Source organism: Bulleidia sp. zg-1013 (assembly GCF_019798045.1).
In the GTDB taxonomy this organism is placed as follows: Bacteria; Bacillota_I; Bacilli_A; order Erysipelotrichales; family Erysipelotrichaceae; genus Bulleidia.
The window spans coordinates 146,701-173,620 of sequence record NZ_JAGXEX010000003.1 but is presented as its reverse complement, the minus strand read 5'-3'; the positions used below and the strand labels follow the sequence as shown (position 1 = coordinate 173,620).

30 protein-coding genes, 2 pseudogenes and 1 riboswitch are annotated in these 26,920 nt (G+C 36.6%); of the genes and pseudogenes, 13 read left to right on the top strand and 19 right to left on the bottom strand.

Annotated elements, in window-relative coordinates:
* Positions 1-265: 265 nt before the first annotated feature.
* Positions 266-1,948, bottom strand: a complete 1,683-nt coding sequence (locus K7I92_RS04145) for a hypothetical protein (RefSeq protein ID WP_220282177.1) — start codon at positions 1,946-1,948, stop codon at positions 266-268.
* A 179-nt stretch (positions 1,949-2,127) separates the two neighbouring features.
* On the opposite strand from K7I92_RS04145, the gene K7I92_RS04140 reads away from it, so the two are divergent.
* The 3 genes from K7I92_RS04140 to K7I92_RS04130 are packed head-to-tail and all read left to right on the top strand — an operon-like array spanning position 2,128 to position 3,815.
* On the top strand, positions 2,128-3,042 hold the full coding sequence (locus K7I92_RS04140) for a hypothetical protein (RefSeq protein ID WP_220282176.1): 915 nt from the start codon (positions 2,128-2,130) through the stop codon (positions 3,040-3,042).
* A gap of 18 nt (positions 3,043-3,060) precedes the next feature.
* Entirely contained in the window at positions 3,061-3,552 is a 492-nt protein-coding gene (locus K7I92_RS04135; protein WP_222150653.1) for an ECF transporter S component, read from the top strand.
* Positions 3,549-3,815 (top strand): chorismate mutase, encoded by a 267-nt coding sequence (locus tag K7I92_RS04130; protein ID WP_220282175.1) that lies wholly within the window; start codon positions 3,549-3,551, stop codon positions 3,813-3,815. Before K7I92_RS04135 ends, K7I92_RS04130 begins: the two co-directional genes overlap by 4 nt.
* On the opposite strand, the gene K7I92_RS04125 is transcribed toward K7I92_RS04130, so the two are convergent.
* Together K7I92_RS04125 and K7I92_RS04120 are read right to left on the bottom strand one after the other, a co-directional pair.
* Entirely contained in the window at positions 3,812-4,915 is a 1,104-nt protein-coding gene (locus K7I92_RS04125) for a cation diffusion facilitator family transporter (RefSeq protein ID WP_220282174.1), read from the bottom strand. The two genes, K7I92_RS04130 and K7I92_RS04125, sit on opposite strands and share 4 nt — an antisense overlap.
* Before the next feature lie 75 nt (positions 4,916-4,990).
* Positions 4,991-5,425, bottom strand: coding sequence for a MarR family winged helix-turn-helix transcriptional regulator (locus K7I92_RS04120; protein WP_203244959.1), 435 nt, complete (start codon positions 5,423-5,425; stop codon positions 4,991-4,993).
* Between the two features lie 275 nt (positions 5,426-5,700).
* Here K7I92_RS04120 and asnA point away from each other — a divergent pair, with 275 nt between their 5' ends.
* Positions 5,701-6,696, top strand: coding sequence for an aspartate--ammonia ligase (gene asnA, locus K7I92_RS04115; RefSeq protein WP_220282173.1), 996 nt, complete (start codon positions 5,701-5,703; stop codon positions 6,694-6,696).
* A 372-nt stretch (positions 6,697-7,068) separates the two neighbouring features.
* Here asnA and K7I92_RS04110 read toward each other — a convergent pair whose 3' ends face one another.
* Complete coding sequence (locus K7I92_RS04110; protein ID WP_220282172.1) at positions 7,069-7,584, bottom strand: nitroreductase family protein; 516 nt, start codon at positions 7,582-7,584, stop codon at positions 7,069-7,071.
* Between the two features lie 99 nt (positions 7,585-7,683).
* On the opposite strand from K7I92_RS04110, the gene K7I92_RS04105 reads away from it, so the two are divergent.
* A complete protein-coding gene (locus K7I92_RS04105; RefSeq protein WP_203244962.1) occupies positions 7,684-7,986 on the top strand; it encodes a PadR family transcriptional regulator in 303 nt (100 codons plus the stop codon).
* Positions 7,983-9,068 carry a DUF4097 family beta strand repeat-containing protein gene (locus tag K7I92_RS04100; RefSeq protein ID WP_220282171.1) on the top strand — a complete coding sequence of 362 codons (1,086 nt, stop codon included), beginning with the start codon at positions 7,983-7,985 and terminating at the stop codon, positions 9,066-9,068. Before K7I92_RS04105 ends, K7I92_RS04100 begins: the two co-directional genes overlap by 4 nt.
* A 109-nt stretch (positions 9,069-9,177) precedes the next feature.
* On the opposite strand, the gene pflA is transcribed toward K7I92_RS04100, so the two are convergent.
* The 7 genes from pflA to K7I92_RS04065 form a co-directional block, all read right to left on the bottom strand.
* Positions 9,178-9,909: a pyruvate formate-lyase-activating protein gene (gene pflA / locus K7I92_RS04095; protein WP_220282170.1), complete on the bottom strand. Its 732-nt coding sequence runs from the start codon at positions 9,907-9,909 to the stop codon at positions 9,178-9,180.
* 49 nt (positions 9,910-9,958) lie between these two features.
* The gene (pflB, locus tag K7I92_RS04090) at positions 9,959-12,211 is read right to left on the bottom strand and encodes a formate C-acetyltransferase (RefSeq protein ID WP_220282169.1); all 2,253 of its coding nucleotides are present in this window, start codon (positions 12,209-12,211) and stop codon (positions 9,959-9,961) included.
* A 223-nt stretch (positions 12,212-12,434) separates the two neighbouring features.
* Entirely contained in the window at positions 12,435-13,229 is a 795-nt protein-coding gene (locus K7I92_RS04085; RefSeq protein WP_203244966.1) for a transporter substrate-binding domain-containing protein, read from the bottom strand.
* Positions 13,226-13,972: an amino acid ABC transporter ATP-binding protein gene (locus K7I92_RS04080; RefSeq protein WP_220282168.1), complete on the bottom strand. Its 747-nt coding sequence runs from the start codon at positions 13,970-13,972 to the stop codon at positions 13,226-13,228. Before K7I92_RS04080 ends, K7I92_RS04085 begins: the two co-directional genes overlap by 4 nt.
* A 1-nt stretch (position 13,973) precedes the next feature.
* The gene (locus K7I92_RS04075; protein WP_203244967.1) at positions 13,974-14,648 is read right to left on the bottom strand and encodes an amino acid ABC transporter permease; all 675 of its coding nucleotides are present in this window, start codon (positions 14,646-14,648) and stop codon (positions 13,974-13,976) included.
* A gap of 106 nt (positions 14,649-14,754) precedes the next feature.
* Positions 14,755-15,699 (bottom strand): Gfo/Idh/MocA family protein, encoded by a 945-nt coding sequence (locus K7I92_RS04070; RefSeq protein WP_220282167.1) that lies wholly within the window; start codon positions 15,697-15,699, stop codon positions 14,755-14,757.
* A complete protein-coding gene (locus K7I92_RS04065) occupies positions 15,696-16,538 on the bottom strand; it encodes an HAD family hydrolase (protein WP_220282166.1) in 843 nt (280 codons plus the stop codon). The genes K7I92_RS04070 and K7I92_RS04065 overlap by 4 nt, the downstream gene beginning before the upstream one ends.
* 159 nt (positions 16,539-16,697) lie before the next feature.
* On the opposite strand from K7I92_RS04065, the gene K7I92_RS04060 reads away from it, so the two are divergent.
* Entirely contained in the window at positions 16,698-17,303 is a 606-nt protein-coding gene (locus K7I92_RS04060) for a hypothetical protein (protein WP_220282165.1), read from the top strand.
* Between the two features lie 117 nt (positions 17,304-17,420).
* Here the strand turns inward: K7I92_RS04060 and K7I92_RS04055 are convergent, their stop codons facing one another.
* The 3 genes and pseudogenes from K7I92_RS04055 to K7I92_RS07660 all read right to left on the bottom strand — a co-directional run bounded on the left by K7I92_RS04055 (position 17,421) and on the right by K7I92_RS07660 (position 18,747).
* Positions 17,421-17,951 (bottom strand): energy-coupled thiamine transporter ThiT, encoded by a 531-nt coding sequence (locus K7I92_RS04055; RefSeq protein ID WP_203244971.1) that lies wholly within the window; start codon positions 17,949-17,951, stop codon positions 17,421-17,423.
* Positions 17,952-17,967: 16 nt separating this feature from the next.
* A riboswitch (TPP riboswitch) is annotated at positions 17,968-18,053 on the bottom strand.
* A 320-nt stretch (positions 18,054-18,373) separates the two neighbouring features.
* Positions 18,374-18,511 (bottom strand): annotated as a pseudogene (locus K7I92_RS04050) (KilA-N domain-containing protein); the annotation flags it as partial.
* A gap of 146 nt (positions 18,512-18,657) precedes the next feature.
* The gene (locus K7I92_RS07660) at positions 18,658-18,747 is read right to left on the bottom strand and encodes a TetR family transcriptional regulator (protein WP_370627441.1); all 90 of its coding nucleotides are present in this window, start codon (positions 18,745-18,747) and stop codon (positions 18,658-18,660) included.
* 286 nt (positions 18,748-19,033) lie between these two features.
* On the opposite strand from K7I92_RS07660, the gene K7I92_RS04040 reads away from it, so the two are divergent.
* The 4 genes from K7I92_RS04040 (at position 19,034) to K7I92_RS04025 (ending at position 20,263) form a co-directional block, all read left to right on the top strand.
* Entirely contained in the window at positions 19,034-19,306 is a 273-nt protein-coding gene (locus K7I92_RS04040; RefSeq protein WP_220282163.1) for a type II toxin-antitoxin system Phd/YefM family antitoxin, read from the top strand.
* Positions 19,293-19,607 carry a type II toxin-antitoxin system RelE/ParE family toxin gene (locus K7I92_RS04035; RefSeq protein WP_220282162.1) on the top strand — a complete coding sequence of 105 codons (315 nt, stop codon included), beginning with the start codon at positions 19,293-19,295 and terminating at the stop codon, positions 19,605-19,607. The genes K7I92_RS04040 and K7I92_RS04035 overlap by 14 nt, the downstream gene beginning before the upstream one ends.
* A gap of 148 nt (positions 19,608-19,755) precedes the next feature.
* Entirely contained in the window at positions 19,756-20,028 is a 273-nt protein-coding gene (locus tag K7I92_RS04030; RefSeq protein ID WP_203244974.1) for a type II toxin-antitoxin system Phd/YefM family antitoxin, read from the top strand.
* Positions 20,009-20,263: a type II toxin-antitoxin system RelE/ParE family toxin gene (locus K7I92_RS04025; RefSeq protein WP_255594323.1), complete on the top strand. Its 255-nt coding sequence runs from the start codon at positions 20,009-20,011 to the stop codon at positions 20,261-20,263. The genes K7I92_RS04030 and K7I92_RS04025 overlap by 20 nt, the downstream gene beginning before the upstream one ends.
* An 82-nt stretch (positions 20,264-20,345) precedes the next feature.
* On the opposite strand, the pseudogene K7I92_RS04020 reads toward K7I92_RS04025, so the two are convergent.
* Positions 20,346-20,438 (bottom strand): annotated as a pseudogene (locus K7I92_RS04020) (HNH endonuclease); the annotation flags it as partial.
* Positions 20,439-20,591: 153 nt separating this feature from the next.
* Between K7I92_RS04020 and K7I92_RS04015 the strand changes: the two are divergent.
* A complete protein-coding gene (locus K7I92_RS04015) occupies positions 20,592-21,917 on the top strand; it encodes a TrkH family potassium uptake protein (RefSeq protein WP_203244976.1) in 1,326 nt (441 codons plus the stop codon).
* 8 nt (positions 21,918-21,925) lie between these two features.
* A complete protein-coding gene (locus tag K7I92_RS04010) occupies positions 21,926-22,582 on the top strand; it encodes a TrkA family potassium uptake protein (protein ID WP_220282161.1) in 657 nt (218 codons plus the stop codon).
* A gap of 183 nt (positions 22,583-22,765) precedes the next feature.
* On the opposite strand, the gene K7I92_RS04005 is transcribed toward K7I92_RS04010, so the two are convergent.
* The 4 genes from K7I92_RS04005 to mutL all read right to left on the bottom strand — a co-directional run bounded on the left by K7I92_RS04005 (position 22,766) and on the right by mutL (position 26,896).
* Positions 22,766-23,404, bottom strand: a complete 639-nt coding sequence (locus K7I92_RS04005; protein WP_220282160.1) for a CpXC domain-containing protein — start codon at positions 23,402-23,404, stop codon at positions 22,766-22,768.
* Between the two features lie 36 nt (positions 23,405-23,440).
* On the bottom strand, positions 23,441-24,166 hold the full coding sequence (locus tag K7I92_RS04000; protein ID WP_220282159.1) for a Bax inhibitor-1/YccA family protein: 726 nt from the start codon (positions 24,164-24,166) through the stop codon (positions 23,441-23,443).
* Between the two features lie 115 nt (positions 24,167-24,281).
* On the bottom strand, positions 24,282-25,163 hold the full coding sequence (miaA, locus tag K7I92_RS03995; protein WP_220282158.1) for a tRNA (adenosine(37)-N6)-dimethylallyltransferase MiaA: 882 nt from the start codon (positions 25,161-25,163) through the stop codon (positions 24,282-24,284).
* The gene (mutL, locus tag K7I92_RS03990) at positions 25,160-26,896 is read right to left on the bottom strand and encodes a DNA mismatch repair endonuclease MutL (RefSeq protein ID WP_220282157.1); all 1,737 of its coding nucleotides are present in this window, start codon (positions 26,894-26,896) and stop codon (positions 25,160-25,162) included. The genes miaA and mutL overlap by 4 nt, the downstream gene beginning before the upstream one ends.
* Between the last annotated feature and the right edge of the window lie 24 nt (positions 26,897-26,920).

Below are 26,920 nucleotides of genomic sequence, written 5' to 3'. Positions count from 1 at the left end.
AGACTTTTTAGTCCACTTATGCTATACTCGTATCAAAGTATATTTAGGCTTTAAAATGGGATTTTTATGATTAGGTTTTTATTAAATTTAGGTGGATTTTAAAGTCTACTTTTCGTTCCGGTTTTGTTCCAATCCCTAAGATTTCATCGTGGTTTCTTCCAAGATTGTCTGTCAAATGTTTTTCCTGAATACCCGTCATTTGTAAGTCATAGAAATAACTTTATATTGAAGTATCTATCCCAACTAAAAAATAGAGCCTTAAGCTCTATTTAATCAGATAATTCTTACCATCTGTTTGAATGGTAATCTTATCTCCTTCTTTTACCGACAACATCTTTAGCACATCCGCATATTTTGCTTGGTAAATCTTACCCTCCGTATCTAGGATATATAAATGCGTATTACCACCAATATCAATCTTTTCTAACTTCTTCACTTGAATGGTCTTATCCACAAACTTACTTGTATCTATCTGACTTTCACCTGATTTCTTCGCCTCATCAGCGGTAATCTCACCCTTCATTAAACGACGATAACGGTCAATCACATCTTTTTGATTAGAAGCCGTCACCACTAAGTTGTATTGTTCCACATTGACACAAGCGTATTGTTTCACTAAACCGCTATTATCCTTTAAGACCATAATATACGTTGGCGTTCCATCCACATTGATTAAAGAAGGGAAAGAAGCGTGATAGCCTTTCTCTTGTACTTCACCTTCCGCCGAGTGCATAGCACTGCCTTCATCCGCACCGGAAGCCATAATAAAACGTGTTTTTCCCGTTCTTTCGTTTGCCATCATAAAGCCGATATTGGAAGAATCACCATTAACCGAGGTAACCCCCGTAAACACCCAAATATCCCCATTCTTAGCCACATAGCCATAGTCGGCTTTATAACTAGAATCACCATCATCGTCTTTTACTTTTACCGTCGTTGTTTGACGACAATCCTTTTGACCAAAAATACTATTCCAGAAACCCTTATGCAATTGAACCGCATCATTGTATTGCTTCATCAATAAATCACCATGGAATACCACATCCATCCATTGGGGAATATCCTTTAAGCCAAGTTGCTTCATATCACCCGTGATTGGATTAACCAAAATAGCCCCTGTCACTTTTTTACCGCCAAATAAAGAAATAGTATGGTCATAAGTCGTTGCTACATACCAAGGATTTCCTTGTTCATCAATTTCAAAGTGCAAATTTTCAAACATAACTGTTGGAAAACGGAAACGAATTCTTCTACTCAAATCATCGTTGAAATAAGCACTTGGTACATAACGCATCTTCTCTTTCAATGGTACATAATCCGCCGCCATCGTAACAGGATTTACCTTAACATAACCGGGGACACCCTCTTTATGATTTCCCCACCACTTGAAAAAACCTTCATATTGAAGGGCCGCCACTTTAGTTGGTGAAGATTGATAATCAATCTGTGTGTATGGACCAACATTAAATTGCGATACCACATCGGTCAAAGAGCCAATCTTACGATCCCCTAATTTTTCAGCACTGGCGGTATCCATTAAAGCAATGGAACTTGCTCCTTCGACTGAAGGAATATCTTTTTTATCCCCCTCTTCAATCTTTAAAATAGAAGCATAGCGTTTCGCATGCCAAATACGAAGTCCCGCCACTGTACCTAAAAGCATAATGCCAACAAGTCCGGCCATCATAATAATAGCCGGTTTTAGATTTGGTCTTTCTCTATGAATAGCACAAATAATGCTGTTGACCAAAACATAGCCAACAACCGTTGCCAATAAAAATAGCCAAAAACTAAAGTTTTTAATATGAATAGCCGGTATAAAAATATAAAAAGCAATCAACATGAAAACAAGGGTTATCCCTAAACTAATCCATTGCGATTTCTTCGATTGTAAGGGATAAAACTTGTTTTGAAGATTCTTCTTTTTAGGAAATTTAATCGTTATCATTTTTCACTTCCCCCGGCATTACAATATCATATTTTTATATCAACTCAAACATCCGTATATTATAGAAAAAAGATTTTCCCGGGCTTCATTTTTTAAACTGTTTTATACTAAAATCACCAAAATCGTCGTATAGTATTATAAATATAACTACTATATAATAAGAGAGGTTAGGAGGTCATATGCCAAGTAAAAAAGTATGTGATTTCGATTTACGCGAAGGTGGTATCTTTCACAATCGATTAGAAAAATTATCGGATGGGCATTATATCTGTAAACACTGTAAAGAAATTATCAAAGGATATGGCTTGCCTATTAAGTTTGACATCTTCCAAATGTTAGTAACAGCTCAAGCTAATATGGTTGATACAGTTATGGATACTTATTTAAAAAGCCATAATCCGGAAGAGATTATTGCGACACATTACCCATTACCAAGTATTGAATTACACCATGGTGAACACTGTATCAACTCTCTTCCTGCTGTACAAGTGGTTTTAGAAGAATTAATCCCGAAAGATGAGGCAGTTAAGTCCATTTCTGAAATTGATAAAAATGCGATTATGAACATTCCTAATGCTGAAGGAAGAGTTGGTAGCCAAATCGTTAAAGGAATGTTATTTGAAACCGAAGCGGCCATTTATTTCTTAAGTGACCATTACATCAACGTTCATCGTCTGGGTTATATAAAGCGCAATCCAAACCAAAATAATCGCATTGAAATCGAAACACCAAGCAAGAAATTCACCTATAAGGTAGAACATGCGGATTTATTTTTCTTAAGGGAACGCTTCTTCCAAAAAGTGAATAATGTAATCAACCACAAAGATAATAAGTTAATCTTTATCAATAACAATAACCAATTTACCGTTACTCCCGGCATCTATGATGTTCCTAAAAATATTCGCCCCGGGGAATATAGTGTCAAAGCTATTCGTGATGCCGGTCTTCATGTCAAAGACATTCATGGTCGGGTTACGGATTATTACGAAACAGAGGATTCCATCATTCTTCCTGAAGGTGGAATCCTGGAAGTCACCGGCGAATACCAATTAGAATGGATTGCCGGTTTGAAAAAGAAAGATAAGAAAAAATAAAAAGAAAGGAATACCGCCATGAACACCAAACGCTTTACTTTAATGGCTCTTATGATGACATTAGTCATCGTTCTATCCTCCTTTAGCTTAACCGTTCCGGGCGGTCATCTCTATTTAAATGATGTTGTGATTGTGTTATCGGCTTTATTATTTAGTCCTAAAGATGCTTTATTAGTCTGTGGACTCGGTGCTTTCTTGGGAGATTTCTTTTTTTATCCAAGCCCAATGTTTGTTTCCTTGGTTACCCATGGTGTACAAGGCTATGTGATTTCCTATTTAGCTCACTCTAATCGAAACCTTATCTCTAAAAATCGTAGTTTAATCGCCGCTTGTGTTGGGGCTTTCATTATGGTTGGCGGATATACCTTTGGTCGTGCTTTTGTGTATTCCACCTTAAAGACTTCTTTGATTAAGTTACCATTTCAAATTTTACAAGCTTCGGTTGGTGTTATCTTTGGCTATTTCTTGCGCTATCACGCCGTTCCGAAACAAATTGAGGAAATAGTATGAATGAATTAGAACAAATCCGCTCTGCCATTGATACCATTGATCAAGAAATGGTCTCTTTATTTGAACAAAGAATGAATGCCGTTCAACAAGTTATTGCTTATAAAAAAGCCCATCATTTTCCCATCCTTGATACCAATCGTGAAGAAGAAGTTCTACAAAAAAATAGTGCTTATCTAAAAGATAGCACTCTAATTCCCTATTATGAACGATGGTTAAAAGAAACTATGAGGATTGCCAAACAATACCAAAAGGATTTATTTTAATCCGTTGTGTCCGGGTCGATTGTTAAGTCAATAGCGTAACCTGGATACTCTTTTTTTATCCATTCCTTTAAATCCATTTGTTTCTGATTGAGTGATTTTATACCAAAGGGAACCACAATATCAAAACGAATTCTTTTATTCTCTTGGTCCACTAAGAAACCATGCACTTGTTTCACAAATCCTAATTGTAAACAATATTTACTAATTCCCGTTCGCATTTCATTCACCTCTTCCGAGTGCGAATTTCTGGTGTAAATACCAACCGCCGATAAAGTTACTCCTGTTTCTATATAAACCTGACGCATTACTTTTCTGGAGAGTTGATCAATCTGAGATGCCGAAGTTGTATCTTCCACTTCCACATGTAAAGAGCCAATCCAACGATTTGGACCATAATCATTGATAAACAAATCATATACTCCACAAACACCCGGTACATGCTTCGCCGCTTCAATCACAGAGCTAGTTAAAGAAGAAGAAATTCTTTCCCCTAAAATACGCGATAGGGTTTCATTCAAAATGTCATACCCGCTCTTTAGAATGAATAAAGCAATCACCACAGATACATATTTATCAATCTCAAAGTGCAACCACAAAGAGCTTAGTGCTGACATCAAAGTAGCCACTGATAATAAAGAATCATTCTTAGCATCTTGACCGGAGTTTTTTAAAGAGGGAGAATCCAATTGAATCCCTACTTGTTGAACATAATTTCCCAAGAATATTTTGACAAAAATAGCCACCGTCACAATCAAAACCGACCACCAAGAATACTTTGGCTGACTAGGATGAAGCCAAAGCTTAATTGTTTCAATCACCGATTGAATACCGGCGTATAAAATAATAAAAGCCACAATTAAAGCGGCGATATATTCATAACGGCCATGACCATAAGGATGCTCTTTATCCGCCGTTTTCTTAGATAAAGTTGTTCCGCCAATCGTGATGATAGACGATAGAGCATCGCTTAAATTATTGACAGCATCTAAGATAATCGAAAGTGAATTAGCGATAAGACCAATCCCCATTTTAAAAGCCACTAATAATAAATTCATTACGATAGCGATAAGGCTTGTTTGAATGATTTTCTTTTCTCTCATACTTCTATTTTAAGAGACCCTTCTATGAAAACAAGTTAAACGATTGCATAAAAAAACTGCCTAATAGAGACAGTTTTAGAATTCCTCTAAGATTTGGTGAAGAAGCTTGTATAAATCACTTGCTTCCGTTATTGAAAAAGAAACACAAGAAGAAATACGCTTTGGAATATCCAAACACTTTTCACGCATTGCTTTTCCTTCTTCCGTTAAATCGACTAAAACAACGCGTTCATCTATCTTAGAACGAGTTCTTGTCACCCATTCCCTTTCTTCCATCTTCTTTAATAATGGTGTGATTGTTCCACTATCTAAGTACAACTTCTCACACAAATCACCTACTGTTAAATGATGTTCTTCCCATAGCACCAAGAAAACAATATATTGTGTATACGTAATGCCTAATGGCTTTAAAAACGGCGTGTACATTCCAGTGATTTTTCTCGCTGCTGAATATAATGGAAAACAAATTTGATTTTCTAACTTCAAGCCTTCGTATTTATCTTTAGCCATATTTCTCCTCCTATCTCTTGTGTTTTAAAAATTAGAGAAAAGCTAGTCCTTTTCTAATCATAGACCCATTTAGCTACACTTCAGTATAAGTGAAAATATACTTTCTAGCAAGCAGAAGAATCGTTCAAAAGTTTTTATGACACATTTGTTTCTTGCAAGGATATTTAAATCTTACATGATTTTGAGATTCTTTTCAAAATAAATAATACCTATACTACACCCTTTTATTGCTATCCCGGCTATTCTTTCTTACAATAAAACGAAAAGGAGCTTTTATGTCATATTATCAACCCACCCTATCCATTCGTGAAACCCAAGAAGCCATTAAATATATCCGCGATACCTTCCAATATGAGTTTGGTAAGGTGATGCGGCTAGAAAGAATATCCGCACCCTTGTTTGTTTCAAGGGAATCCGGTTTAAATGATACTCTTAGTGGTATTGAAAGACCCGTTTCATTTGATGCTTTAAACTTGGAAAACACAACCTTGGAAGTTGTTCAATCTTTAGCGAAATGGAAGCGTTTTGCTTTAAAGAAATATGACTTTAAAAATGGTGAAGGCTTATACACCAATATGAATGCCATTCGTAGAGATGAAACACCCGATGCTACGCATTCTTTCTATGTGGATCAATGGGATTGGGAAATCGCAATTAATAAAGAAAAACGTTGTAAAGAATATTTAGAAGAAACCGTCCGCTTGATTTTTAAAGTCATCAAACACATGGAACATGAGGTTTGGTATAAATACCCAAAAGCGGTTTGTCATTTAGCCGATGATGTTCATTTTATTGATTCACAAGAATTGTTGGATTTGTACCCCAGCTTGAATGCCAAGGAACGTGAACGTGAAATCACACGTCAATATGGTTGTGTCTTTATCGAACGCATTGGTGAAACCTTAAAAGGATCACAGGAACCACATGATAAAAGAGCTGCCGATTATGACGACTGGCAATTAAATGGTGATTTATTCTTCTGGTTACCGCAATTAGAGCAAGCCCTTGAGTTAAGCTCTATGGGAATTCGCGTGGATGAAAATTCCATCGTATCACAATGTGAAAGTGCTCATTGTACCGAAAGACTCCAAATGCCTTATCATCAGATGATTCTTAAGCATGAATTACCTTACTCCATTGGTGGTGGTATTGGGCAATCTCGATTGTGTATGTTACTACTGAATAAAGCCCATATTGGTGAAGTGCAAGCTTCTTATTGGCCTGAAGAAATCGTCAAGGACTGCTCTTTTAAAAATATCCCTCTATTATAAAAAAGCTTTATTTTATACAGAATTATACAAAATTTTAAAGGTTTTTTGGGGTGTAAGGAACTGTAAACGCTCTCATAATAATACTATAAAGATAAATTACTTATCTTTAATGCTTTTCAAGGAGGATTTATTCGCCAAAAAACAATCTCCTTTTCCCTTTTTTGGAATTCTTTGAAAAGTAAAAATTGGGATAATACCTTAAATCTAAGTGACTGCATGACTTGTCCCCCTTTATAGCTATTAACTAAGTTTTGTATTTTCCCGATTTTAAAGCCAAAAGAAAAGAAGATAGACAGTGTGCCGACCTCCCTACCGTTAGATTTCGGTCTAACTTTTAGGGGTCACATCACACAAGCTACCTTCTTTTTTATTTTACTTATAGGAAACAATTTCTGATAAGTCTTTTTTCGTGGTGTGAAGAATCGATGGCTTTGCGTCTTCGTGGGCATAACCTAGTGGCATTAATAGAACAACCTTTTCATTTTCGGGTAAGTCCATTTCCTTTTCTACCTCTTCATTAGAGAACGCATTCACCCAACAGGTGCTTAAACCAAGTTCTTCTGCTTCAAACATCATGTGTGTCGCAACAATACTAACATCTTGATGACCGGAATTATGCTTAGCCTCCGGTGAGGTCTTAAAAATTTTATTTGTATCATACGCAAAAATGAAAACAGTCTTTGCACCATAAATACAGCGGGTTAGTTTATTTAATTTGGCTAACCCTTCTTCACTTTGAACCACATAAATTTTATGTGGTTGACCATTCTTAGCCGTTGGTGCTAAATTACCCACTTCTAAAATTTTGTCTAATTTTTCCTTTTCTACTGCACAATCTGAAAATTTTCGAACTGTATAACGATTCTTCGCTAATTCTTCAAATGTCATACCTGTTTTCCCCTCTTCTTTTTATCTATTATACACCTTTTTTACCTACTATATTGCATAACAGTATACTATGTGATATAACATTCTCGGGAGGTAACTATGGACGCTCAATTTAAAAAAGGTGTTTTAGAATTATGTGTCTTATCCAAGCTTGTGGATGAAGATAAGTATGGCTATGAGTTAACCGAAGATATTTCCCAAGAGTTATCCATTACAGCCGGTACTTTATACCTTATCTTAAAGCGATTAAAAGACAATGACTACGTTCAAACTTATTTAAAAGAATCGAACAGTGGACCGGCTCGGAAATACTACCACATTACCACAAGGGGTTTATCCTACCAACAGGAACAAAAAAACGAATGGCTATCCTTCGTTGAGAAAGTGAGGAATTTATTATGACCAAACAAGAATATTTACATGCTTTAAAAGATTACCTAAACGATTACCCTAATGAAGATCAAGCAGAAATTTTACAATCTTTTGAAAATCACATTGATGAATCATTAGCTCAAGGGAAAACCATGGATGAGATTGTCAAGGAATTAGGCAATATTGAAGATATGTTCTTAGATCAACCACCAACTAAAAAAACCGGCTTTTCTGATTTCGTTAAGACAGCCATTGAGAAAACTACACCTTTCCTAAAAGATATGAATTTTAGATGGCTTTCTGATGAAGAAATTTGTTTTGAAGAGACGGATTCCTTTCCTTGTTCAAAAGCAACTGAAATTTTCATCTCCGGTGATTATTTCGACGTTGATGTAGAAGAGGGTGAAAGTGTTTCTTATTCCTATAAAGCTTACACATCAAAACATTCTAAAAAACAGGCTGTTTTCACAAAGGATCTCAATGGTGATGTGGTTCATTTTAACTCCAAACATGGTCATGGCACCCTTTTGATTACCTTACCATCATCCATTCATCATCTCAATATTCAAACCCAATCCGGCAATATCAATCTTTCTAATCTTAAAGTGGATGAACTTCAATTAAATTCCAAAGCAAGCGATATTATCTTGGATGACCTTCGTTATCAAAACGCATACTTCCATTTGGCTGCCGGCGATGTGGAATTGAATGATTGTATCATGGGCAAAACATCCATTGAAACACTGGCTGGAGATATCGATGTGAATTCATGTTCCGGTGATTTAGCATTAAGCGCTTTGGCTGGTGCTGTGGATATTAACCATAGTCAAGGCTCCTTCTTAAAAATCAACACAAAGGCTGGCGATGTGGATGTTTCCGGTGATTATCCAAAAGCTGACATCCGTTGTACCGCCGGCGATATTGACTTGGAATTATTCCGTATTGAAAACTATGAAATTAAATCAAGCACAGGAGATATTCAGGTGAATTGTTCTCGGCACGACTTTAAAACTCGTGCTGAAAGTCAAATGGGGGATATGAATATTGCTCATTACCAGGGAAATGGTCGTTTGTACATTAAATCAACCACGGGGGATATTGATGTCAAATAACATACAAATTTAACACTAAAAAAGAGGTTCATTGAATGATGAAGTACATCCCAAAAGTTAGTTTGGTGTCTAACTTTTGGGGTTCAGTTCAACTTCACATTACCTCTTTTTATTTTTGAATACCTAATAGCTTTTCAGCATGTAGCACTTCCTCTACCGTTGGTTGCGGGGTATCAGGGATAGGATAAGGAATACCGAGATGTTCATATTCCACTTTTGCCATGGCGTGATAAGGGAGTATTTCTACCCTTTCCACGTTTTCAAGTGTATCAATAAAGCTCTTTAACTGAATTAAATCTTCATCATTCGCTGTAATACCCGGCACCAATACATGTCTAATCCATACCGGTATCTTTCGATTACTTAAATCCCTTGCCAATGCCAAAATATTTTCATTTGACCAACCTGTTAATTTCTTATGAATAACCGGATTCATTTCTTTGATATCCAATAAAACCAAATCCGTCACCTGCATCAAACGTTCAAACTTGGCGTACCATTCAGATTCCGTTGTATAGGGATTACCGGAAGTGTCTAAAGTCGTATGAATATGATATTTCTGACAAATTTCAAACAATTCAATTAAGAAATCCATTTGAACCAAAGCTTCTCCACCGGATACTGTAATACCGCCTCCATTTTTCCAATAAGAACGATACCGAACGGCTTTCCGGAACACTTCCTCTGCACTCATTTCCATTCCTTGTTTAAACTTCCAAGTCTCCGGATTATGACAATATAAACAACGCATTGGGCAGCCTTGCATAAAGACAATAAAGCGAACCCCCGGTCCATCCACAGCACCAAAGCTTTCAAAAGAATGAATATAGCCTTTTGTCATTTGTCCTCCTGTTGATAAAAAAGAGCATCTTTAACCGATGCCCTCTTCCTTACATATGATCGTGGAATGTACGAGAAATAACATCCAATTGTTGTTCACGAGTTAAGGAAATGAACTTAACCGCATATCCGGATACACGAATTGTAAAGTTAGCATATTCAGGCTTGTCCGGATTTTCCATTGCATCCAACAGTTTTTCTTTGCCAAAGACATTCACATTCAAGTGATGAGCACCTTGATCAAAGTAACCATCTAAGACATGAACTAAGTTTTCTTTTCTTTCTTCTTCACTATGACCTAAAGCACTTGGATTCATTGTTTGGGTGTTGGAAATACCATCCAATGCCCAGTGATAAGGTAGCTTTGTTAAGGAATTCAAGGAAGCTAGTAAACCATTTTGTTCAGCCCCATAAGATGGATTAGCACCAGGAGCTAATGGTGTCCAAGCCTTACGACCATCCGGCATATTCCCGGTGAACTTACCATAAACCACATTGGAAGTAATGGTTAAGATGGAAGTCGTTGCTTCAGAATTTCGATACGTATGGTGCTTCTTAATCTTATCAATGAAACTCTTTAATAACCAAGTCGCAATTTCATCCGCACGGTCATCATCATTACCATACTTAGGGAAATCACCCTCTGTTTCATATTCTGTAACAATGCCGTCTTCATTACGAACGGTCTTTACCTTAGCGTACTTAATAGCGCTCAAACTATCCACAACATGAGAGAAACCGGCAATACCGGTCGCAAAGGTACGACGAACATCGGTATCAATCAAAGCCATTTCAGCGGCTTCATAGTAGTACTTATCATGCATGTATTGAATTAAGTTTAAGATGTTTACATATAAACCGGCTAACCAATCTAACATGACATCGTATTTCTGCATCACTTCATCATAATCCAAGTATTCCGAAGTAATAGGACGGTAAGCAGGTGCTACTTGCTTAAAGCTCTTTTCATCCACACCACCGTTGATAGCGTATAATAAAGCTTTCGCCAAGTTTGCACGAGCACCGAAGAATTGCATTTCCTTACCCGTTTCCGTAGCCGATACACAGCAACAAATACTGTAATCATCGCCCCATTCCGGACGCATCACATCATCGTTTTCATATTGAATCGAAGAAGTGTTCACAGAAATCTTAGCCGCATACTTACGGAATGTTTCCGGTAAACGAGAAGAGTAAAGAACCGTTAAGTTTGGTTCCGGGGAAGGTCCCATGTTTTCTAATGTATGTAAGAAACGGAAGTCATTCTTTGTTACTAAAGAGCGACCATCACTACCCATACCGGCTACTTCTAAGGTTGCCCACACCGGATCCCCTGAGAACAATTCATTATACGCAGGAACACGAGCAAACTTAACCATGCGAAACTTCATAACCAGATGATCAATCAATTCTTGTGCTTGATCTTCAGTTAAGATGCCGGCTTCTAAATCTCTTTCTAAATAAATATCTAAGAAAGTAGAAATACGACCAACTGACATCGCCGCCCCATTTTGTGTCTTAATAGCCGCTAAATAACCAAAGTATAACCATTGGCAAGCTTCTCTAGCATCCTTAGCCGGTTTAGAAATATCAAAGCCATACACAGCCGCCATTTCTTTCATGCCCTTTAAGGCTTTAATCTGATCAGACAATTCTTCTCTTTGGCGAATAACATCATCCACCATGGTTCCATCCCCACAGTTTAATTTATCTTCTTCCTTCCAAGCAATCAATTGGTCAATACCATATAAAGCAACACGACGGTAGTCACCAACAATACGACCACGACCATAGGTATCTGGTAAACCGGTGATAATATGCGAACTACGAGCCGCTCTCATTTCCGGTGTGTATGCATCAAAAACCGCTTGATTGTGTGTCTTATGATATTCTGTAAAAATCTTGTGGAATTCAGGATTAGGTTCAAAGCCATACGTTTTCAAAGCTTCTTCTGCCATCTTAATACCACCATAAGGCATAAAGGCTCTCTTTAATGGCTTATCGGTTTGTAAACCAACCACTGTTTCTAAATCCTTCAAGGATTCATCAATATATCCCGGACCATAAGCTGTTAAACCGGAAACAACATCCGCTTCTTCATCCAGCACACCACCGTGATTTCTTTCTTCCTTCTGTAGTTCTTGTAAACGAGTCCATAACTTATTCGTAGCATCGCTTGGTTCTGCTAAGAAAGACTCATCACCATCGTATGGATGGTAATTCTTCTGGACGAAGTCACGCACATTACATTCTTCTTTCCATGTACGACCTTCAAATCCATGCCATTGTTGATTATCAATCATTATGTTAATTCCCCTTTCACTTAGTTAATCATAACAAACACGCTCTTCTCACGCTATTCAGATGATTTGAATTTAAAGATGTTTTTCAGCGTAAATGAAATAAATCTCTTTTTCCGAATATTTGATTTCAGAATACATTTTCACTAAGCGCTTACATTGTTAAAAAACCTTGTTTTTGCACAAAGCATCGCCAAAACAAATAAGTAAGAGGTACCACTATCGCTTACTTATTCGTTAAATCTTTACCAAAATACTTCTTTGATAAAGTGGCTAAAGTGCCATCTTCTCTTAACTCCTTTAACGCTTGATTGACTGCCTCCCTTAAGGAATCATGACCTTTTTTCATTGGAATAGCATATTCTGTAATATCCGGTAATTGGGCAATAACCTTCAACTTCTTTTCACCCGTTGTATTTAAATAATCATTCACCGAAGTATCCGCATTGATGGTCGCATCAGCTGTCCCATTTAACACCAGTTGCATCGTTTCCGCTAAAGTAGGTACATTAGAAACCTTAGCCCCATATTTTTCCGCAATCGTTGCGTAAGTAGAACCCGTTGAATTCGTTGCTTTCTTATTCTTTAAATCTTCAAAGCTTTTAATATTTGTTGTTCCTTCTTTTACAACCAAATCAATACGGTCATAAGCATACGCATCACTCATATCAAAGGCTTGTTTACGATCTTCCGTCACATCCACACCATTTACGACCACATCATACACACCTGTGGATAAACCGGTTAATAAGCCATCCCAAGCCGCTTCTTTAAACTCCGCTTTGACACCTAACTTCTTCGCAATATTTTGTGCTACTTCCACATCATAACCAAGCAATTGATCTTTATCATCATGATAGGAAAAAGGTTTCCAATTTCCTTCTAAACCAACTTTTAAAACACCCGCATCCTTTACCTTCTGTAAGGAATTGTCTTTGTTTGCATTACTTGTTTTCGTTCCACAAGCCACCAAGCTTAAGGATAAAATAGCACTCATCACTAACTTAACCATGTTTTTCATACACTTCCCTCTTTCTTTTTTAAGAACTCTTGCGTTCTTTTCTCTTTTGGATGTTCAAACATTTCTTCCGCCGTCCCCTGTTCCACGATTCTTCCATGTTCCATGAAAATAACTCGGTTAGAAACTTCTTTCGCAAAATTCATTTCATGCGTGACCACAACCATGGTTCTTCCCTCTTTCGCCAACTCTTTCATAACCGTTAATACTTCATTAATTAATTCCGGATCCAAAGCACTGGTCGGTTCATCGAAATAAATGATTTCCGGATTTGGCGCTAAAGCACGAGCAATCGCCACGCGCTGTTGTTGACCACCGGATATACGGGATGGATAATAATTCCACCGATCTTCCATACCTACTTTTTTTAATAATTCCATACCAATTTTATTCGCTTCTTCTTTTTTCATTTTGCGGACTGTTGTTAATCCTAAAGTCACATTTTCTAATACCGTTTGATTGGCGAATAGATTATAAGATTGAAACACAAAGCCCGTCTTTTGACGAATTTGGCTTTTTTCTTGGTTTGTAATATTAGCAAACTCATATTCCTTTTCATCAAATAGAATGGTACCCTTATCGGCTATTTCTAAGAAATTTAAGCAACGGAGTAAAGTTGTCTTTCCCGATCCGGATGGTCCTAGAATTGAAATGACCTCTCCTTTTTCCACTGATAAATCAATGCCTTTTAATACTTCATTTTCTTGATAGGTTTTATGGATATCTTTGACCGTTAGTATAGCCATCTTAAGCCTCCTTTCTTTCATAGCGAGAAAGTCTCTTTTCAATTCTTGATTGTAGGAAAGTAATAACCGTACAGAATACTAAATAGAGAAGTGCTACTTCTATATAAAGAGGCATAAAGATATAATACTTACCCGCAAAGCGTTGCGTTGTCATAAACATTTCTACAACGGTGATATGCGCCGCCAAAGAAGAATCTTTGACCAACGAAATCAAGGAGTTGGATAAAGCAGGAAACGCTGTACGAAAAGCTTGGGGCAATACAATATACCACATAACTTGCCAAAAATTCATACCCACACAATAACCGGCTTCACTTTGACCGTGAGGAATACTTTCTAAAGCACCACGAATGGTTTCGGACATATAAGCACCTTCACAAATAGAAAAACTAACCGTTGCCGCGATGAAGGGATTACTATGAATACCAATTAGTGGTAAACCATAAAAAATAATCATCAATTGCACTAATAAAGGGGTTCCTCGAATTAGCCAAACATAAACACGAACTAATTTCTTTAAGATTGGAACTTTTGCGTATTGAACCAATGCTGCTAAAATAGCGATAATCAAACCAAAGAAGAAAGATAGAATAGACAGTGGTAACGTTACTGTTAAACCGGCCTTTAAAATTGGCCAAAATGATGCTGACAAAATATCCCACATCTGTTGATTCATAGCATCTCCCCCTTAACGTCGTTTATTTTATAAGTGTTTTTAGTATTTGTAAAAAAGATTGCCCAAAATAAAAAGTCTTTTATTTTATTCTCAAAAGACTTTTTTCTTAAGAATGGCGTAATTTTTCAATCACTTCCATCACATTTAAGCTATCCTTTAACCATTCTCCTGACTGTTCAAAATTCTTGGCATCGATGACCTTTTGTATCTGTGAAAATTCATTTTGAAATATGTTTTCAGCCTCTTTACCAACAACTTCTTCAATGCCATCTTTCTTTATATGAATTTCATGCAAATCACCCGGTCGATGCTCAATTTCAATACTTCCAAATTGCCCCGTTATTTTTTGACAAGGAGGGACATCATTTTTCTTCGAGCCAATACACTCAACTATAAAGTCGGGATATTCCAAATAAACGATTCCTCGAACATCGACACCATTCCAACCTATTTCTTTTTCATAACGATACGACCTCGGTTTCCCCCATAGCTGAATCGCAAAATGTACATTATAAATATTGATGTCCATCAAAGCTCCACCATCTAATTTTGGATTAAAGACCGGCGCTACTTCATGATTTAAATAAGCATCATAACGAGAGGAACGTTGTTGAAAATCCAAACAAACAGTTTGAATATGCCCGATTTCTTTCAAGGCATTCTTCAATTCTTCTAAATGAGTCGAATATCTGGTTAAAATAGCTTCAAACAAAAAATGTTTGGCTTGTTTAGCTAAGTCAATTAATTCTTTGGCTTGTTCTAAGGTAGAGGTGAATGGTTTTTCTAAGATAACATTTTTATGAGCCAATAATGCTTTTTTCGCAAATTCATAATGAAGGGCATTGGGTAAACCAATATACACGGTGTCTATCTGCTTGGTGGCTAGGAAGGCGTCATAATCATGACCTATTTCCATACCATAATTCATTTGAAGAAGTCTTCCTTTTTCTTCATTTCGGCAATACAACAAAGGTACTTCCACCACTTCTTGAACACCGGCACTTAAAACCATATCCACAACTTTACCGGAACCTACAATTCCAAGTTTCATTTCATTTCCTCCATTAAATGAAAATGCTGAAAAGCATAATAGATACCATCATCTAAAATATCTCTTGTAATAAAATCAGCGTGTTCTTTTGCCTCTTCAGCACCATTCCCCATCGCAATCGCCAAACCACAATAATCCAACATCGGAATATCATTCGCACTATCACCAATACCAATCGCATCTTCTTTGCCAAGTCCAAAATAATCCATGACCTTTTGAATACCGGTTGCTTTGGTTTCTAAGCCATTGGTGATTTCAACAATATACAACTGATGATTTGGTTCAAAGGCTGATAAGGTTAGCACAAAGGGTTCTTCTATCTTTTCTTCTAAATCTTTCATTTGATCTAAATTCCGCAAAAAGATGCATAGCTTATAAATACTTTCATTCTCATCCAAATAATCAAAATGATAAATGTTATTATCACGAATGACCCTCAAGCGCTTTTCTTCATCAGCTGTATTTCCGCCATAATAATTCACAATATAATCATAGCCCACTTTATCCCCATAAATACCGGCCGCCGCTTCTAGTATATAAGGAATATCTAAGTCTTCTACTTGTTTCATAAGAGTTTTAAGCTGTGTTTTTGAAAGTGGATTATCGTAAATATGTTTCCCATCCACATACACCGAAGCACCGGTCCCAAAAATAAAACCATCCACTGGAAAATGTAAATATTTCGTTGCGCCAGCTAAGCTTCTTCCTGTACATAAAAGAACTTTATGCCCCGCTTTCTTCGCCAATTCAATCGCTTCAAGCGCTGATTTCGGAGTTCCACCAATCACCGGTGAATACAATGTACCATCCACATCTAAAAATATGATTTTCCTATTCATGGGTTTATTATAGCAGATGATGAATCGATGATTTTCCAATTAAAACTTTGTCATTTCCAAAATATCTTTCACAAAGTATGACTTTTTCCCAATATCAACCAATCAGGCTTGAATATATATATATATATAATTAAGGTGTATTTTACAGGGAGGAAAATAATGAAGAAAAATACAAGTGTACTTACTATTATTGGTATCGTATTAGGGGTCATTGCCTTGCTTACCTCTTTCATTCCAATCATCAACAACGGTTCATTCATTTTAGGGGCTTTTGGTTTAATTTTATCAGCTGTCGGCTTTTTCCGAAGTCAAAAGAAGGTTGTCTCTTTGGTTTCCATTATTATCTGCGTTGCCGCTTGTGGTCTGGTATTAAGCAGCCAAGCTTCTCTATCGAAATCCATCGATGATGTTTCGAAATCCATCGATGATGTTTTTAAAAATCTATCTGGAAAAAATACCGAAGAATTATTAGAAAAAAATGTGGATGTGGAAATTGGTAAATTTTCTGTCAAAAAAGAATCTTTTATGTCTAAACCAATTCTGCCAATTACTGTCAAAAATAAGTCCGATGAGAAAAAATCTTATCATATCGAGATTGAAGCGGTGGATCAAAAAGGAGTACGTATTGAAAAAGATTCTGTTTATGCGAACGATTTAAAAGCCAAACAATCCGGCAAGTACGAAGCCTTTGAATTTGTTTCTAGTGATAAATTACCGGTCCTAGAAAAAGCTACCTTTAAAATTCTTTCCATTAGTATGTACTAATCTAAAGAAAAACTGCTGATTGATGTTCAGCAGTTTTTTAATATCGCATCTTTTATATCGCTAAAATATCCACGAATTTAAAACTCACCAGTACCCATAGGTTAGTAGGTCTTCGTATTATTTCACTAGTCTTTGAATCCTAGTCCATAACAACGGTACCACCAACAAACAAATCACCAGTGTTGCTAGATTGTACCAAGCGTTATAATTCAAAGAAAAAATCCACGCCGCGGTTGAACCGGCCGCTTCATTTTTAGGCGGCCAATAGTAAACACCCGATAAAACTTGAGAACCATATTTAATCAACATTGGTAACACAATAGCCAATCCATATTTCTTAGGAAATACACTTGCCAGACCAATAATACCCAATGGCAAAACATAGTCTAAAAGAATTTGTACCGGATGAACAAACCACATTTCTATTCCCAGCATAAATGTAATCAACCAAGATAAACCGGCCACTAAAACACCGGCTTGGAAACCTAAATGATAACTAGCCATAAACAACGCTATTAATTCAAGTTCAATACTTCCACCTTGTGGCATCTTTAGGAAAGGAATTAAATTCCCCACAAACTTCAAAACAACATACAAAGCAATATACATCGCCACATACGTCAAAAACTTAACCTTATCTCTCTGCATAAAAAAACACCTCCTAAAAGGCGTAGGACTTACTCCCTACGCTAGCATTACCTAGATCAGGTCAAAGGGTACATCTCAGCTTTCGCGCCCCTGTAACAAAGTTCATTATACACGATTTCAACAAAAAAGAATAAAAAAAGGTCCTAGATAAAATCTAGGACCGGTACAACTCTGTATCGAGGAGGACCAGAACTTGTACATTCTTCCAATCTGCCCTAAAGGAAGAGCCAACCACTCATATTTATCTATGAGTTAGTCTAGGCTAACTAGACTATACCAAAAGCTTTTCCCCTTGTCAAACTATTTTTTCTAAAATGTTGAAATTTTTTTCTTCCCTCGCGTTGTAACATGAAGTGCAACACAAAAGACATATTCATCTTATATACTAAAGTCAATAAAAACAGCATTGTAGCTTTCCATTAGTTAATCTTTGAGATTTCTCTATTCAGTTTCCAACCTAACGATAGTTTGGAATTTTCATATGATTTAAGTCTCTTATACTCTTGAATTAAATATAACTTAAATTCTGCTGAAATCCACGAAGCAAACTCCATTGCAATCAAGGCTATGGGTCATTATTTAATTGTTGCACTTAGAGTGTAAATTCAAGTTCTCAAAAATTATTTTTATAAATTTGTGTCTACTATATTGCCAAAAATTATCAAAATTGCTATCAACACAATATTTCATATATGCTTCTTTGTTTTCATTCATTTTCAAGAACATTAAAAAGTTCGTCCTTTCCTTTATATCTTGTATATATAGCTCCCGTTGTAACACCTGCATTTTTTGCAATATTATTTATTGAAGCGGATTAAAAGCCCCTTTGCAAAAATTCTCTTCCAGCAACCTCAACAATCGGTTTATCCAATGTATGATTTTTGTTAGCCATATTTGTTCCTCCAATGACTGGAAAATAATAAAATGGAGAAGGAGATGTAAAACAATGCCTTACTATCTTTAATCAATAATTGGGACATTATCACTGAACATTCATAGATTTTGACCGCCCCTACCTTTTATAAAATTGACAATCTAAAGAAATAATAGTATAATATCTTTAGATTGAAGGAGGTGCTATTATGCCGAACATTAAATCAAGTACAGATTTACGTAATAATTACAATGAAATCTCTTCGTTTTGTCATGAAACGGGCGAACCTGTCTTCGTTACCAAAAATGGTCGTGGAGACCTTGTTGTTATGAGCATTGATTTGTTCAATGAATTCATGGGAAGATATGAGCTATATCAACTTCTGGAGCAAAGTGAATCTGATTTCACAAACGGTCGTACCCTAACTTTTGATGACTCCATGAAAAGTTTAAGGGAGGGACTAAAAAATGGAACGCTATAAGATACTTGTTTCTGAAACCTATCACAGAGACCTAAAAGGTATAATTCATTATATTTCCCACAATTTAGATGCACCGTTTACTGCATCTGACTTACTTGACGAGATAGAATCTACTGTTTCTGCTCTATCTACCATGCCTCATCGCTATGGCTTGGTGGATGATGCCTATCTGCACCGTAAAGAGTTTAGAAAATGTCTTGTTAAGAATTACATCATTTTCTATAAAGTGCATGAAGAAAGTAAGATTGTAATGGTTCATCGAATTCTTCATGCAAGACAAAATTGGATTGATATCCTGTAAAATAGCCATTCCGCTTGGAATGGTTATTTTTTATTCCATCTGTCGCCACGACATGACAGGATTTACATAAAGATATCAAATCACTTTCTCTTTATTGTAATTAAGATAAAATTGTGATATTATATTGATAGTAAAGGAGATTGATACTATGATTAATATTCGTCCGGTTTCTGACTTAAGAAATAAATTCCCTGAAATAGAAGAAACTGTTTTAGGCTCAAACGCACCTGTATTTCTTACCAAAAACGGCTATGGAACAATGGTGCTAATGAGCGTTGAACAATATTCTGCACTTACTGATGATGTTGAAAGAAAGCTTGATGAAGCAGACACTTTTGCTGCGAGCTCTTCCACCAGACTATCAAAAACGGAAGTCTTTAATAAAGTAAAGAGCAGTATTGATGAACAGGCGAACCTATAAATTAACTTTTCTTCCGTTATTTGAAAAAGATTTACTTAAAATCACTGACTATATAACCAATACTTTACAAAATCCCGGTGCAGCTCACCGTTTAGTTGATGATATAGAACTTGCAATTGTTAAAAGACTTGAAATGCCTCTTAGCTTTGTTCCCTATCAATCGTCAAAGATTAGGAAGCATCCTTACTACAGAATCAATGTAAGAAACTTCTCCATTTTTTTATGTAGTAATTGATGACACTATGGAAGTGCGTAGACTTCTATATTCAAAACGAAATATTAATGAACTGCTGAAATAACCATTCCGCTCAGAGTGGTTATTTTTTATTCCGTCCATCTCCACGACTTGCATGTATTCTTGCATGACACGATTTACATAAAGATATCAAGTTATTTTTATCATGTGTTCCACCTTCTGCTCTTAACGGTCAAGACATCTGTTATACTTTGAGAAATACTCTTTTACAATCTGATTCGGACTTTTGAAGCCATTATTCCACCCATTTTCCTTATAGAAACAAGAATAACTTGTCTAATCTTCTTTTTCGCAATACACTAACGGTATGAAAAAACTGAAGTTATCGTCCTTCCAAGTAATCCTATTAGGCTTTCTTGGTTTAATTTTGATAGGTGCCTTTCTATTGATGCTGCCAATATCTTCCAAAGAAAACATTTGGACACCATTTATTAATGCTCTATTCACTTCCACTAGTGCTTCTTGTGTAACGGGTTTGGTTGTTCATGATACAGGTACCTATTGGTCTTCCTTTGGTCAATTTATCATTTTACTGTTAATCCAAATCGGTGGATTAGGAATTATCACCGCCTTAACCGCTTTCTCTCTAGGAGCTCATCGTCATATTACCCTCAGTCATCGAAAACTATTGGTGGATTCCGTTTCTGCTCCTTATCTAGGTGGTATTGTTCGTTTTATTAAGATGATTTTTAAAATCACCTTTGGAATTGAAGGTATATTTGCTTGCGTATTAGCTTTCCAGTTCATTCCCGAATTTGGTGTTTTAAAAGGAGTTTGGTTTTCTATCTTCCATTCTATTTCCGCTTTCTGTAATGCCGGCTTTGATTTATTAGGAACACCTGAGCATTTATTCCCGTCTCTTACCGCTTATGTTGGCAATCCTTTGGTTACTTTAAGCATTGCTTTCCTAATTATCCTTGGTGGTTTAAGCTTTATGACATACGAAGATTTCCGTACCCACCATTTCCACTTCAAGAAATATCGTTTACAAACCAAAATCATCTTAGTCACTACTTTATTCTTATTAGTCATTCCAACTTTGTATTTCTTCTTATCCCAATATAGAGATTTACCATGGAAGGAAAGACTGCTCGCTTCTATTTTTCAAGCCGTAACACCGCGTACCGCCGGATTTAACACCACAGATATGACCAAACTATCTGAAAATAGTCTGTTGATTATGTCTATCTTGATGACCATTGGTGGAGCACCCGGTTCAACCGCCGGTGGTATGAAAGTAACAACCTTTGCGACTATGTTGATATCCTCTTTCGCTATCTTCCGCCAAAAAGAACGTTGTGAAGCCTTTGGTCGAACGATTCCTGATTCCGTCGTTAAAAACGCAGCAACCATCTTTATGTTATATATATCGGCCTGTATCATTTCTGCCATTATGATAGCGCAGTTAGAAAATATACCGATTATTCAAACAATTTTTGAAACAGCCAGTGCGGTTGGTACCGTTGGCTTAACCGTTGGTATCACACCAACTTTAGGAACTATTTCTCGCTGTATTCTTATCTTCTTAATGTTGATGGGAAGAATTGGTGGTGTTACCCTAATGATTTCGGTATTTCCAAATGTCAATAAAAACCGAGGTAAACTTGTTGAAGAACACATTGTTGTTGGATAGGAGAAAATATGAAACAAGCTTTAATTATTGGAATGGGCCGTTTTGGTCGCAATATCGCTAAAAAATTAAATCACCTGGATGTACAAATCTTAGCCGTTGATATTTTTGAATCCAATATCAACGATGTTATGCCGTATGTCACAAACGCGGTCATCGGTGATGCAACCCAGAAAGAATTCCTACAGACCTTAGGTGTAACCAATTTCGATGTCTGTTTTGTGACCATTGGAGATGATTTCCTAGCTTCCTTAGAAGCCACTTCTTTCTTAAAAGAACTTGGCGCAAAGAAAGTTGTTTCCCGTGCAGCTAAAAATACCCAAGAAAAATTCTTATTGCGAAATGGCGCTGACCATGTGGTTTATCCGGAAAAAGAAATTGGCAATTTAACCGCTGTTCGTTATTTCAATGACATCATTATTGAATACATTCCCGTTGGAGATGATATTTCCATCTATGAAGTTTCTACACCCCCGGATTGGGTTGGTAAAACTGTAACTGAATTGGATGTTCGTCGTGCTTATCATATCAATATCATTGCGGTTCGTTCCGATAATGAAGTTAATTCGATTATTTCCCCGGATTACACTTTTAATAAAAAAGATTCTATCTTCGTACTAGGGGATGAACACAATATTCAAAAGATTATGAATCAATTAGAGAACTAAAAAGAAGAAGCACAAACACTTCTTCTTTTTAGTTAAAATATTTAGGGGATAGAGTACTGAAGAACTTCCATTCATCAGCGCAAGTCTTCAACTTGCATCTATAATATAGAAAATCATTTTCTTAGAACAGCGGAAATGCTATGTGATATTATGTGAAATCTTACTCCACTAATACCTCTTGTACTAAGCTTTACCATCCACTTCTTGATAGGCAGAAATAATCCATTTTTGATCAACAATCGGGAAAACTTCATTGCGAATAACCAAACGGTCTTGGTCAATTCGATATTCTTCTTCGATTAAGTTCAATGGTGTTAAGAAAGTCATCCCACTGTCACCTGTTCGAATGTTAATTTTCATCACTTCATTATCCACGCGTTGATATTCAATCGATGTAATATTCTCTGCATTTCCTTTTTTATTATCCACAAACTCAATGAAATTATCGTATTTCGCTAATTCCACCAAACAATCATCCACTCCATCTTCAAAGATTTGAATCTTTTCAATAAGCTGTTGAATGGTTTGCACATGGCGTAGCTTAAAACCTGCCTTGCTTAAAGTAGGACCTGTTTGTTCTATTTCTTTTGGTAAGACTTCATCTTGCACCAAAACCAACACAAACTTACGCATTCGATCCATATAAGTGAAAGGAACTTGTAATAAAAATTCATGTTGGCAATGGTCACAAGTGTGATGAAATAAATCACCACTCATCAATAATTCTTTTTCCGCTTCACCGGCCCCTAAACTAAGTGTCACTTCTAAATCCATTGTTTCATGACAATAAGGGCAAGCATAGGTAAGAGCTTGTTTCTGCATTTCAACCTCCATAAAAAAACAGGAATTTTTCCTGTTTTATCTTTTTGAACGACCGCCACCTAAAATTCGTAACAAGTAAATAAACATATTTACAAAATCTAAGTAAAGCTCAAAAGCACCATAGATGGCTAAGTTCATTTGCATGTTTTCTCCACCCTCAACCAGCGCATATTCCTTTAACTTTTGAGCATCCCACGCCGTTAGTCCCATGAAAATAACTAAACCAAGATAGGAAATCCACGCATGGTCATAAAGACTGGGAATAAAAAACGCAAGCAAGTTGATTAGCACAAGCGCAACTAAGCCGGAGAACAAAATACCGCTAAATTTCGATAAGTTCACACTGGTAAACGTTCCAACCATGGCTAAGCTTACAAATAAGATTGATGCATAGATAAATGCTTGATAAATGGTCGAAATCTCAAAGATAATCGGCAATACCGAGAAAGTAATTCCCGTTACAAACGAATAAACAATCATCATCAATCCATTTACCCAAGCCGGGAATCTGGAAATACCGGCAGACAAGCCGAAAGCCAAGCCCAATTGAACAAGGAAAATAGCCCACATGCCAAATCCATTTCCACTCTTCAATAATTCAAATACTAAGCCTCCATTCAATAATGATTGATAGCCCATATAAGCAACACCCGCTGTCAATAATAACGCTATTGCCATAAAGCCATACACTTTTGTCATATAGGATTTGACAACCGAATCCGCTCGAGAGCTTGTGTACATATCATCTCTAAATTCACTCATATTGATTACTTCCTTTCAATAACACCATTATTCTACACCTTCTTTCATTTTTGGTATAGACAAGTGCCTTTCAGATACTAAGAATTATAACTGAATTTTATACAATCGTAAACTTTTATTTCAACCATGCCTTGATATCCATAATCAGTTTTTCTTCATCCGCTAAAGAAAACCATTTCACCGGAACTTGATGATGAAACCAAGTGTATTGTCGCTTCGCAAAATGACGACTATTTCTTTGAATTAGATACTTCGTTTCTTCAAGACTTTGTTCACCAAAGAAATAATCCTTCCATTCCCGATAGCCAATTCCCTTCATCGCTTGATCTTCAAAAGTAGAACCGTTTTCTAATAAGGACTTCACTTCTTCCGGCAGACCAGCTTCTATCATTTTTTCCACCCGTAAATTGATGCGTTGGTATAAAACCTCACGATCCCACTCTATACCAATCCAAGCCACATCATAAAGAGCTTTCTTTTCCTGTTGATCAACCAAAGTGCTTTGAGGCACACCCGATTGTTCATAAATCGTTAAGCTTCTTTCCAAGCGCTGACGATTATTCGGATGAATTTTCTCGGCTTGTTTTGGGTCCACCTCTTTTAAGCGTTGATACAACTCTTCATTGGAATACCGGGAATAATCAAAGTGGGTTATTTCCTCTTCGGGAAAATCATAATCGTACAAAGCCGCTTTTAAATATAAGCCCGTACCACCGCAAAAAATCATTGGTTTATTCGTTTCCGCAAGAATTTGACGCGAAAGACTTTGAAATTCTTTGACACTATACTTATCCTTTGGTCCTTTAATATCCATTAAATGATGCGGAATACCAGCCATTTCTTCTTTCGTAACCTTACCGGAACCAATATTAAAGCCGCGATACACTTGAATGGAATCTCCGGAAATAATTTCAGCATTGATTTCTTTAGCCAAACGAATAGCGAAATCACTTTTACCGGAAGCCGTTGGACCAACAATCGCTATTACCTTTCTCATCGGTAGAATTCCTTTGCCAACTCTTTTTCCTTTAAGAAAATAATCGTTGGTCTCCCATGTGGACAATGATACGGATTTTCACACTTGTATAATTGACGAACCGCTTCTCTCATTTCCTCCATGGTTAAACTGTGATTAAAACGAATCGAATGATGACAAGCTAATGTTGCAATATGTTTTCTTTCCAAACGAGCGTATTTAATTTCTTGTTCATTCTTAAATTCATCTAGTACATCTAGTAAAAAAGCTTCGATTTCTAATTCTTTTAACCAAACAGGAACGGTTCTTAACACAAACGAATCTTGACCGAAAGCTTCTAATTCAATATGTAAATCTTTTAAGGCTTCATTGACTTCCTTCACCCTTTCAACGATTGTTCGATCACTATGCAACATAATCGGCACCAATAAATCCTGCATGGAAGGATTTTGATTTAACTTCTGAACGTATTCTTCAAAATGAACTCTTTCTTGAGCCGCATGTTGATCCAAAATAGCCAAGCCCTCTTCATAAGCGCAAAGAATAAATTTATCGTGCAATTGACCAATGACTTGTAAATCCGGAAGGCTTGTTTCTCGTTCTTCGTAAACCGGCTCTTCTTGTTTTGGAAATTCAAAGCTTTCTTGTTCAACCGGTGGTTGAACATTCCATTCTACCGTTTCTTCTTGAACCGGTGTTTTAAAATCCATTTGACTTTGCGTGTAATACACCTCTTGTCTGGCAATCGTCGTATCCACCTGTGCTGCTAAGCTGGTTCCTTTTAAGGATTTACGAATTCCTTTTTCAATCAATTCTTCTAAATTAGCTAGCTTGGATAAACGAATTTCCCATTTACTAGGATGCACATTCACATCCATTAAATGGGGATCTACTTCCATCGATAAAACCACAATAGGATAACGTCCTTTAACAATGAAATCTTCATAACCATGTTGAATGGTTTTATCCAAACGATATTGACGCACCATTCGACCATTGAAAAATAAGTGCATATGATTTCTCGACGAACGGGTGATTAAAGGCTTTACGCCATAGCCATGCACATGAAAATCTTGATCTTGAAATTCAAAAGAGACTAGATTTTCAGCCACTGCCCTTCCATATACTAAGAAAATTACTTCCTTTAGCTTACCCGAACCAGTGCTTTGAAAGCTCACTTTATCATCGGAAATAAAGCTGAATGAAATGCTTGGATACGCTAATGCAAACTTATGAATGGTACTTAGTACAAGACTAGCTTCATAAGCGGCGGAACGCATATGCTTCAAACGGGCTGGGGTTTGATAGAATAAACCCTCTACCGTAATATCCGTCCCTTGGTTGCATGGATACGATTCCACAATCTTTTGTTCACCATATTGAACCACGATACGATGCCCGTTTTTGCCATCATGACTAATCAAACTAACTTTAGAAACAGACGCAATAGATGGTAAGGCTTCGCCACGAAAGCCCAAAGAATGAATGGACCGGAGGTCTGCTTCCTTGAAAATCTTTGAGGTCGCATGTCTTTTGAAACAATTCACTAAATCTTCGCCATCCATCCCAACGCCATTGTCTTCCACACGAATTTTTGTGATTCCGCCTTCTTCGATACTGATTTTAATTTTTGTGCTTTGTGCATCAATTGCGTTTTCAACGAGTTCTTTCACAACACCACTTGGTCTTTCAACCACTTCCCCCGCCGCAATCATATTCGCAACATGAGCATCTAGTTGTTTTATTCTTGCCATAAGTACTTCTATTATACAATAATT